The 9,172-nt window shown below is 40.0% G+C and carries 10 protein-coding genes; 5 read left to right on the top strand and 5 right to left on the bottom strand.

All coding sequences use genetic code 11. The features are described from left to right. The first annotated feature begins 182 nt into the window (after positions 1-182). Positions 183-851 carry a hypothetical protein gene (locus PX482_RS00460; RefSeq protein ID WP_002763521.1) on the top strand — a complete coding sequence of 223 codons (669 nt, stop codon included), beginning with the start codon at positions 183-185 and terminating at the stop codon, positions 849-851. Positions 852-1,029: 178 nt separating this feature from the next. Here the strand turns inward: PX482_RS00460 and PX482_RS00455 are convergent, their stop codons facing one another. The 5 genes from PX482_RS00455 to PX482_RS00435 all read right to left on the bottom strand — a co-directional run bounded on the left by PX482_RS00455 (position 1,030) and on the right by PX482_RS00435 (position 7,454). Then, positions 1,030-1,791, bottom strand: coding sequence for a sulfite exporter TauE/SafE family protein (locus tag PX482_RS00455; RefSeq protein WP_002763522.1), 762 nt, complete (start codon positions 1,789-1,791; stop codon positions 1,030-1,032). After that, positions 1,792-2,343, bottom strand: a complete 552-nt coding sequence (locus PX482_RS00450; RefSeq protein WP_002763523.1) for a DUF2854 domain-containing protein — start codon at positions 2,341-2,343, stop codon at positions 1,792-1,794. 411 nt (positions 2,344-2,754) lie between these two features. Continuing rightward, a complete protein-coding gene (locus PX482_RS00445; RefSeq protein ID WP_002763524.1) occupies positions 2,755-4,437 on the bottom strand; it encodes an alpha/beta hydrolase in 1,683 nt (560 codons plus the stop codon). Between the two features lie 411 nt (positions 4,438-4,848). After that, positions 4,849-6,159, bottom strand: a complete 1,311-nt coding sequence (locus PX482_RS00440) for a mechanosensitive ion channel family protein (RefSeq protein ID WP_002763525.1) — start codon at positions 6,157-6,159, stop codon at positions 4,849-4,851. A gap of 2 nt (positions 6,160-6,161) precedes the next feature. Further along, on the bottom strand, positions 6,162-7,454 hold the full coding sequence (locus tag PX482_RS00435; RefSeq protein ID WP_002763526.1) for a sugar ABC transporter substrate-binding protein: 1,293 nt from the start codon (positions 7,452-7,454) through the stop codon (positions 6,162-6,164). Between the two features lie 203 nt (positions 7,455-7,657). Between PX482_RS00435 and PX482_RS00430 the strand changes: the two genes are divergently transcribed. The 4 genes from PX482_RS00430 (at position 7,658) to PX482_RS00415 (ending at position 8,971) form a co-directional block, all read left to right on the top strand. After that, positions 7,658-7,867, top strand: a complete 210-nt coding sequence (locus tag PX482_RS00430) for a type II toxin-antitoxin system HicB family antitoxin (protein ID WP_002763527.1) — start codon at positions 7,658-7,660, stop codon at positions 7,865-7,867. A 333-nt stretch (positions 7,868-8,200) separates the two neighbouring features. Then, positions 8,201-8,494, top strand: coding sequence for a hypothetical protein (locus PX482_RS00425; RefSeq protein WP_288121944.1), 294 nt, complete (start codon positions 8,201-8,203; stop codon positions 8,492-8,494). Between the two features lie 9 nt (positions 8,495-8,503). Then, the gene (locus tag PX482_RS00420; protein ID WP_002763529.1) at positions 8,504-8,701 is read left to right on the top strand and encodes a hypothetical protein; all 198 of its coding nucleotides are present in this window, start codon (positions 8,504-8,506) and stop codon (positions 8,699-8,701) included. A 3-nt stretch (positions 8,702-8,704) separates the two neighbouring features. Further along, entirely contained in the window at positions 8,705-8,971 is a 267-nt protein-coding gene (locus PX482_RS00415; RefSeq protein WP_002763531.1) for a type II toxin-antitoxin system RelE family toxin, read from the top strand. The last annotated feature ends 201 nt before the right edge of the window (positions 8,972-9,172 follow it).

The raw sequence follows: 9,172 nt of genomic DNA, 5'->3' as shown, positions 1-9,172 counted from the left end.
GAGACTCCGAGACTCCGAGACTCCGAGACAGCTATCAGGGATCGGATTTGAGTTTTCAGTTCACTGTTTACTCACATCAGCAAAAGGCTGACGGCTGAGAGCTTAGATGTGTAATTAATTTTGCTTAGGTACTTATCCTGTTAGAATCGAAACGACAGCAGCGATCGAGGAGTGCAAAAAATATGGCAGCGGGCCATGAAGAAAATCCGAGAATGCCCCTAGATAAAGTTATTTTTGTCATTGCTTGCGTCTATCTAGGTTGGGTGGTGGCATGGCTAATCAGTCAAAAAAATGCCCCTGTCTCTCAAAATGGCACGATTTCCCCGGAAGATCAAAAGTTTATCGCCTATCTGCAATCATCTCTGACTATTATCGATCGCCAAGGTGCAACTTCATCCCCCGATCCTGATCCTTCTCCTAAAAATAACCCTTCTCCGGTAGCCACGGTTCCACCACCACCCCCCGCTAATTTACCGGTTAATAATACTCCCCAGATCATAGAAAGAATTTACGTTCCCGTTTATCCCCAAACCCCTGAAACGGCTGCCAAAATTGCCCCGGTTACACCCGCAAATCCCGACATTTCCGCGCCACCATTACCGGCTGCCCCCCAAGTGCATCGGCCGACAGCAGCGGTTATTCCCACTAATAATCAGGTAAAAAATACCCTGGTGGGGGTGATGGATTTAGGCGATCGATCTTCAGCTTTATTTGATAATAAGGGGATAACGACGCGTATTTCTCCGGGGGAATTTATCAACGGTTGGACTTTAGTGGAAGTTGGTAGTCAACAGGTTATTTTGTCTCGCAACGGACAAACGAAAGTCTTAGAAGTGGGACAATCTTTTTAGGGTGAACTCCCGGCTGGGCGAGATTGTCGGGGCTTCTGAACTCACGGGGGAATGCCTGAAGATAGACTTACGCCCACCTTGCGGATTTGGTATGATAGAGACAATTAGAACAGGTTTGAGAACTAGGAAAAAATCTATCAATCTCCCTCAATAAAACACCTTATTGACAAGCATTTTGTTAACGAAGAAAATAAACTGTAGCGGTAATAATACTCAGAATTACCACAGTCCAGCGCAGATAACTAGGAGAGATAATTCTAGCTAGTTTTCCCCCCAATAAACCCCCAATTAAAGAGCCAATTGCTACCACTATCGCCGCCGACCAATCTACCTGATTAGAAAAGAGAAAAAACCAAGATGCCGCTACATTAACCACCAAAGAAAGCAACTGTTTTAAAGCATTTAATCTCGTGAGATTATCCTTGAGAAATAAGCCCAAAATTGCCAACTCAATCACCCCTAAACCCGCCCCAAAATAACCACCATAAATTGAAGCGAGAGCGATGGGTAAAACCGCCAAAATTTCTGGTATATGACCATTTTCGTCCCCCTGTCGCCGCTGCAACCAAGAGCGTAAAGTATCTTGAAAAGCCAATAAAGCCGCCGCTAAAAGAATCAGAAAAGGAATCAGGCGCTCAAATACTTTATCACTACTATTTAACAGCAAAATACCACCGATAATGCCGCCAATAACTGCCGATGGTAGTAATAACCTAATCCGTTTTTGTTGCCCGTGCAGGTCTTTTTTTTGGGCGAGAGTTGCCCCCAGATAACCGGGGCATAAAGCGACGGTATTAGTCACATTTGCCATCACTGGTGGGATACCCACCGCCATCAGCGTCGGAAAAGTAATCAGACTACCGCCACCGGCAAGAGCATTAATTAAGCCGGCAGCCACGGCAGCGATTGCTAGGAAGCCATACTGAATAGGCGTGAGCATTTAGGCGTTAGGGATAGTAATTAGGGCTAAATCAATTTTTTCCTCGTCAACTTGCTTAATTTCGGCTTTAATTCCTGGTCCAAAATATCTTTCGATTTTTTCCTGTTTTGCCAGCCACTTTTCTAGGGGTAAAAGGGGCGATTCAAATTCTAGGGTGAGACAATAGGCGGAATCAACAGCAGTTTCACGAATTGCCACTAAAGTCGGTCTTTCCTCGTCCGTGGGGCTTAATCCCAGCTTTTCTAGGGCTTCATCCAGATGCACTTCCTGTCCGTAGCGATAGCGGGTGACATCGTTGCGAAGTTTGGTTTGGGTGACAGTGGCCTGTTGTTGGCGCAATTGCAATATTTCGGGGCTAGTGGGTTGACTGAAGGGTATAGGTTTGATTTCTGAAGCTTTTAGGGCTAAACCTCCCAATAATAACGGTAATCCGTAGAAAAAACCCGCTAAATTTACCGTGGCGTTACCTTGGGCATAACCGATGATCCCGATAACCGTTAAAATACTGCCTAAAATTAAGCCAAAGTATGATAGTCTAATTTTCCTGAGCATGAAATAATTTTTTTCTTGAGTACGCTAATCCTTTAGAGATTATACAACTCCAAAGAATCTTTTTTGCAGATGGGCAGTGGGGAGATTTTTCAGTTATCAGTCATCAGTCATCAGTCATCAGTGAAAAGAAAACAACGAACTTGACACTTAATAAGTAAGTAATCTCAATTAACTGTTAGATAGTGGGACAGGCTTCTGGTTTTTTGTATTTTATCTTTAATTGTAACCAGCTACTTAGTTGATGATAGGTGGTGCGTTAGGACGGATTGTTACCTTCAAGTCAAAACAGGAATTTTTGCCGTCTAACGCACCCTACGTTTTACTTAGTTGATGATAGGTGGTGCGTTAGGACGGATTGTTACCTTCAAGTCAAAACAGGAATTTTTGCCGTCTAACGTACCCTACGTTTTACTATTGCCGATGTACTCGCAATTTCTCAATTAATTGAGATAATTTCTGGTCAGAAGCGGCAGTAATAAAGTCTAATTTAAACTTTTGTCCCTGACTGAGATATTCTGCATAACTAGACCGAAGAAAAGGACGAAACTTTTCATTATCAGCAATATAAACTTCAAAAAAAGAGACCAATAAAGCCCCCGCATAATCCTCGATTAAATTTTGATCGGGTAAAGTGATATCGACCACAGACTCCAGGGTTTTTTGCATTCCTGCATCCAATTCTGTAAAATTTACATGAGCTTGTCCCTCCACCATGGCCAGATATTTATCCGGCGTTTTTAACCAAGTAAAAGGAATGGCCTGTTCAAAAATCGGATTAGCTGCTGGGTCATAACTTCCTGAACCCAAGAGGACAGGAATCGAGATTTTACTTAAACCTTTTTCCCCAAAAATACTGCGGTTAACGGGATTAGCTGCAAAGACGGCCGTGACTCGTTCATCGCGAAAATTATAGACCTGTCTAGGCAATTCTAGGGCGCGACATTCCAGTAAAATAGCGATATTAATCCCAGAGTAAGGACGGTTACAATCTTTAGCAAGATTATCAAAATCAATTTGCGCGCCAGCAACAGCTAGAGATGTATAACCCCCAAAGGAATGACCCGCTACTCCCACATTAGTTAGGTTAAGTTTACCTTGAAATTGACTAGCATTTCGTCTGGCTAATTCATCGATGACAAAGCTAATATCTTTGGGTCGATTAATAAACTCATTGCCATCAAAAATATTGCGATAATACCCCCCTAACATTCCTTGTAGGTATTGGGTATCACTGCTGGGGTGTTGCGGTGCCGCTACTAAAAATCCGTAGGAAGCTAGATGTTCAATTGCTTGGGCATAATCTTCTGGTCGCGAGGCTAATCCGTGGGAAAAAATAATTACAGGTGTTTTGCCTTCTCGGAAAGTTTGCGGGATATAAACATTCACATATAAACTGCGATTGCGACTGCTATCGGTTAGGTTCCAAACTTCTTTTTTTACCTGAAAGCTACCGCGCTGACGCAAATCGGGTAAACTGGCATAATTAATCGCTGGTTTAACGGCAGCGGCTTCCTCGGCTGTCCAGAGGCGCATATCTTTGATAAATATTTCCGCCACATAAACCGCATAATCGATGGTTTTAGCTAATCCGAGGATTTCTTCCCCCTGTAACTGTATATTATTGGGGAATTTTTTCAGGACATTTAAAAGGGTTAATCCCCCCGGATCGAAAGCGGCACTAACAATCGCACCCCGCAGGGCATATTTACCATTAATTCCCCCTTCAATGGTGATGCCTTTGCCCAAACGAGAGAGCATATCAGCACCCATCACACTATTAAAAAAACGAGATAGTAAAACAGGATCGATGTCAATTTTTGTTAATAAAGCCTCACGAAACTGCTCTCTTGCTTCGGGAGTTGCTCTGGCGAGAAATCTTTTTAAATTAGCATCAATCTTTCCTTCTTTAGCAAAGGTTTCTAGGGATGCTACCGATACGGAAAAGACGAGGGGAGTATAGACAAATTCAATTTCTTCGGCGGCTTTTAGGGGTAAAGCGGTCATACCCGCGGCGAAAAGACCTAGGAGAAAAGCTCGCAGCCGACGGGTGGGATTATTTCTGGGAAAACGATTTTGTAAACGGGGGATAATCATGGGATTTTTAGTTAGGGTAAATGACAACAATTAAAAGGGAAAAGTAGCATACGGCCAGTTGAAAAACGGTCTTGGTTACTTGATTTCCTTAACCACGGCTCAAAGGTATTGAGACGAAGGTTTCTGAGGTACTAAGGGGCCAATTTAAGGCTAGGGCAAGCGATAAAGTGCCAAGCAAAGTAGGACGAAAAAGCATGAGCAAAACCTCGATAGATTAATCTGGGAGATTTTGATTCTAGATTATTGAGTATTTCTGAGTATAACATCTAAAATAGATATTATATTAAAGTTGTTTTTATGTCAAGACATGAGTCATTAATAAAAAAACAATAAATACATACATTTAATAAGTGAAAGTGATATATTTTGAGATGAAAATAATCCGATAGGGTTTTTGACTGGGATAAATTGCTAATTATTGCGAATGTGAATATCTTGCTGCGGGAAGGGAATCTCGATACCCTGTTGAGTAAACCTATCAAGAATAACACAATTAATATCACTAATTACTCGCTTTTTCCTGTTGACATCATCCAACCAGAACTTTAATTCAAAGTTTAAACTAGAATGATCAAAATTAAGAAAAAAGGCTACTGGTTCGGGGTTTTTAAGTATGTGAGGATGTTGCTCGGCAATGTCTAGCAATAAATTCATCACCTGTTGGGCGTTAGAATTATAACCAACTCCGATAACAACTGAACAATAAATCAAGTTATCACTACCCGTGTAGGTGGTGACATCCTCAGTAAAAAACTTTTGATTGGGAATAATTTTTTCGGAATTGTCTGTAAGAATTTGCACTGTTGTCGCTCGAATACCTAGCTTTTTTACCTGAGAAGTCTGTCCTTCAATATTAATGATATCACCGGGTTTGAGAACTTTTTCAAATAATAGTAAAATACCGCTAATGAAATTACTTACCACTTGCTGCATACCGAAACCAATACCCACCGATAAACCGCCAGTAATTGCCGCTATTGCCGTTGCATTAACTCCCACATAACCCAAGATGATAATAAAACCTAAGACAATGAAAAAATAACGTCCTAACAGTAAAGTTGCTTCAATTTCACCGCGACTCGCTTGCTGATTTAAATTAGTAATGCTCAGAATTATACTCTCTATAAGAACAACAATAATTACCAGAAAATAGGGAGCTATTATCAAAATAAATATGCTTCTCAATGTGATCGGACTATTGAATAAATTGAAGGGAGATACTTGGGCAATTTCTTGAATATTATTGTAAACACCAATAATATTTCTCAGGAGGAATAATACCAATAAAGGTGCTAAAAGCCGACCATGATAATATTTAATTGTATTGACGGAAAACCTAGCGTATAATCCAGCTAATAAACAACGATAAATCAAATAAAAAAATATTAATTGTATGGATAAATTAATCATTCCTCTTGTCCAGTTTTGACTGAAAAAAATTAGATACTTTAAGTCAAGTAAAATTAGACTAATAACTGGAAAATTAAGAAAATGTATCAGGATAGCAAAATATTGACGGAGGGTTAATTTTTTATCACTATGGATCAAACTGGTGACGGGAGTAAATCTTTTTTCTAAGTAAGACCATAACCATTTTGATAATAACCAAGCAAGAATTAAAGACAGAAAAATGATCGCTAATTGACTTTGAACATTCCTGCGTCCTAAAAATAATAATTGGTTAGCAATTATTTCCGAAAGAGAGGGGATATTGTTGTTCATAATTAATTTATTTTCCTGACTTCCTGATCGAGACCTGATTGAATATAAAGTGTCAGTTTTTGGGCTGCTGCTGAGGAAGATATTTCACCAGCGATCGCTCTTTCATACCAAAATTCTCCTTCTTCTAAAATTTTATTCAACTTTTCCCAATCATCCAGAGGTACTGCCACGGCATTTTGAGATTGTTGTAATAATACCGATTCGAGCGGTAGTAAATTTCCTTCGATCTGCACCCGTCGATTAGTGGGAATAAAACTTTCTGTTTGGATGATTGCTTGTAATTGTTGTTCGGGATTAGAGAGAAATTTTCCTAAAGCTAACCCCAAACTATTTTCATTATCACTATTATTGCGATTAAATACCATCACCCGTGTATAGAGAATTGGTGCTGCTTTACCCTGAGTTTCTTGGGGAAGTAAAGCGACTCTGAGATCATCTTGTAGGCTGTTTTTTAAATCGGCAATTTCAATAGAATTACACACATAATAGGTTAAGCGACCTCCAGCAAAGGCATCATGAAGTAATTCCCGTTGACGATTGAGGATAAAATTAGGCTGTGACGAGGCAAATTTTAGCCATTCTAGCCATTTTGCCCAACCATCTAAGCGAGGTTGCAGCCGACCCTGATCATCCCACAAATAGCCGCCAAAAATTGCCATTCCCCAAAAAGTATCTTCAAAAGAGGAAACTATCCCCACAGAATAGCCTTTGCGCGCACGTTCCACTAATCCCCCTAAACTGGTGGGAGGTTGCTTCAGCGCTGGATCGGGACTAACTTGTAATTTTTTTTGATTATAACACAGTACATTGGTACGAGAACCTAAGGGAATGCCGTAGATTTTTCCTTGATAGCTAACTTGTTTCAGCGTCGGGGGATAATAAATAGATAAATCTAGATTGTTCTGGTCAATTTCCTCCAGTACTCCTTGGGATACTAATCTGGGTATATTTCTCGAAAAAATTAGAATAACACTCGCACCCAATCCGCTTTGAGATTGTTTAAAAAAACGTTCGGGTATCTCATCAACAGGAATAGCTTGTTCAAGAATTGTCACCTGCGAATTTAATTTTTCAAACTCTTGCAAACCGAGACCTACTACTTCAGTTAAATTGCCCTCTTCTGGATACCAAACCAAAAGGGTTCCTTGCAGTTGCTCCGATGATTGGTTAGGAAGATCACTAAAACAAGCATAAAGAAAAATTGGCATCAAGATAAAAAGCAATAGGAGCGATATAATTCCCCTTATTTTTTTACTTCTCCAAGCAGTTTTAACTCTGAGCCTTAGAAATTGCATCGCTCGTGATCCTTCAACAATCTTGCCATCTATTCATAGTACATGAAAAGGTGAATAATAATCTTCATCAGAAAAATAATTAACATGATTTTTTGTCAAGAGCCACCAGTATAGCAATAATCCCAGTTACTATCGGCTGCCATAATAGAATTAGTCCAAAACGCCCTGCAAGAACTACAAAATCTAGAGGAGGAAAACACCCCATGACCCATCACTACAGCATCACCATTCAATGGTCAGATGAAGACCAAAAATTTATCGCCCATCTACCTGAGTTTGGACCCTATACTCATACCCATGGTGAAACCTACAATGCAGCCCTACAAAATGCCCTTGAAGTTCTATATCTCCTTATCGAAGACTACACTGCACAAGGCAAATCTCTCCCACGTCCCCAGGCTATTTCCGCGTAGCCCAAATATCCTCTATTACATTTCAGTCAGAACCGACAACCCCGAAATAAATGATGAAAACGTCAGCCAATAAGTAATTTTTGCTTTATTATGAGAGTAATCCCCTAAACCGTTAGAGGCGTAAGGCTTACGCTGAACAGAGAATCTCTCAACCCAAACCCTGAAGGAGTTAAAGATGACTGACCCTTTAACCGCGAGTGTACTGGTAACTCTGGCAATCCAAGAGTTCATTAAATCAGGTACAGGAGATTTAGCCAAACGCTTTACGGCGGAGGCTGTGGCGAAAATTCCTGTATTGTGGAGAAAGGAAAATCGGTCAAGGTCAATGAAGCATTGGCTAAATTGGAAAGTGGAGACAGTACGGACATTGAAACTATTACCAAAAAGTTGGATATAATTTTGGCTGAAGATCCTCTTTTTGCTGAGGAGTTACGAATTTTAGGACAGGAAATTCAAGCAGGGGAAATCAGCCAAGTTGGTTTAGATGACTTTGAAGCGGGAGAACTAGATGCTGAAATTGATCAAATAGTGAAAGGAAAAACAACGACTAAAACAGAACAAATTGGCACAAAAGGGGTAAGGGTTACAGGAAAAGCGACTATTAAAATTAAGCAAAACATTGATTAGGAGACAAAAATGTTAGAAAATCAAGCTCAAGCACTCAAGCCTATTGTTAAAGAGATTTTGCATGAATTATTATTGCAAGAACGGGAAACTTTAACAGATGTAATTTATGAAGTAATAGAGGATATTGCTCTAGCCAAGGCAATAGAGGAAGGTCTTGACGATGAAAATGTCAGTCGAGAAGAAATTTTTTCGTTATTAGCAGAGTAAATCATGCAAGTTGAATTTCGTCGCCTTTTTTTTCGAGATTTAGGCGCTATCAACGATCGTAAGCTACGACAACGAATTGAATCTGTCATTGCGGAGGTAGAAGCAGCCAATAGTCTAGCTGAATTAAGAAATATCAAAGCTATTGAAAGCAAACCGAGTTACTATCGGCTAAGAATAGGAGATTACCGCGTAGGTATTTATATTGAGGATAATATCATTGCCTTTGTACGAGTTTTGCACCGTAAAGAAATGTACCGTTATTTTCCCTAAGCCATGAACGACAAACTCAAGCAAACTAGAATTAAAGGTTATACGTTAATCTTATCAAAGATGGCTCTTCGTTACTTGTTATGGTTCGATAGGGGGGCATAAATCGACTAAATCCTTATCTGGCAAGAGACTTAATTGATTAGTTCGCTCTAGATAAAAAACAATTGACAAAAATCGCTAAATGCCTTTCTCTATAAGGGT

This window comes from Microcystis sp. M53602_WE12, assembly GCF_030065455.1.
In the GTDB taxonomy this organism is placed as follows: Bacteria; Cyanobacteriota; Cyanobacteriia; order Cyanobacteriales; family Microcystaceae; genus Microcystis; species Microcystis aeruginosa.
The sequence above is the reverse complement of the archived record's forward strand: the minus strand, read 5'-3'. Positions and strand labels throughout refer to the sequence as shown.

Coding starts and splice junctions, on each gene's coding strand:
- PX482_RS00460 (WP_002763521.1), top strand. CDS start 183: ATGGCAGCGGGCCATGAAGAAAATCCGAGAATGCCCCTAGATAAAGTT.
- PX482_RS00455 (WP_002763522.1), bottom strand. CDS start 1,791: ATGCTCACGCCTATTCAGTATGGCTTCCTAGCAATCGCTGCCGTGGCT.
- PX482_RS00450 (WP_002763523.1), bottom strand. CDS start 2,343: ATGCTCAGGAAAATTAGACTATCATACTTTGGCTTAATTTTAGGCAGT.
- PX482_RS00445 (WP_002763524.1), bottom strand. CDS start 4,437: ATGATTATCCCCCGTTTACAAAATCGTTTTCCCAGAAATAATCCCACC.
- PX482_RS00440 (WP_002763525.1), bottom strand. CDS start 6,159: ATGAACAACAATATCCCCTCTCTTTCGGAAATAATTGCTAACCAATTA.
- PX482_RS00435 (WP_002763526.1), bottom strand. CDS start 7,454: ATGCAATTTCTAAGGCTCAGAGTTAAAACTGCTTGGAGAAGTAAAAAA.
- PX482_RS00430 (WP_002763527.1), top strand. CDS start 7,658: ATGACCCATCACTACAGCATCACCATTCAATGGTCAGATGAAGACCAA.
- PX482_RS00420 (WP_002763529.1), top strand. CDS start 8,504: ATGTTAGAAAATCAAGCTCAAGCACTCAAGCCTATTGTTAAAGAGATT.
- PX482_RS00415 (WP_002763531.1), top strand. CDS start 8,705: ATGCAAGTTGAATTTCGTCGCCTTTTTTTTCGAGATTTAGGCGCTATC.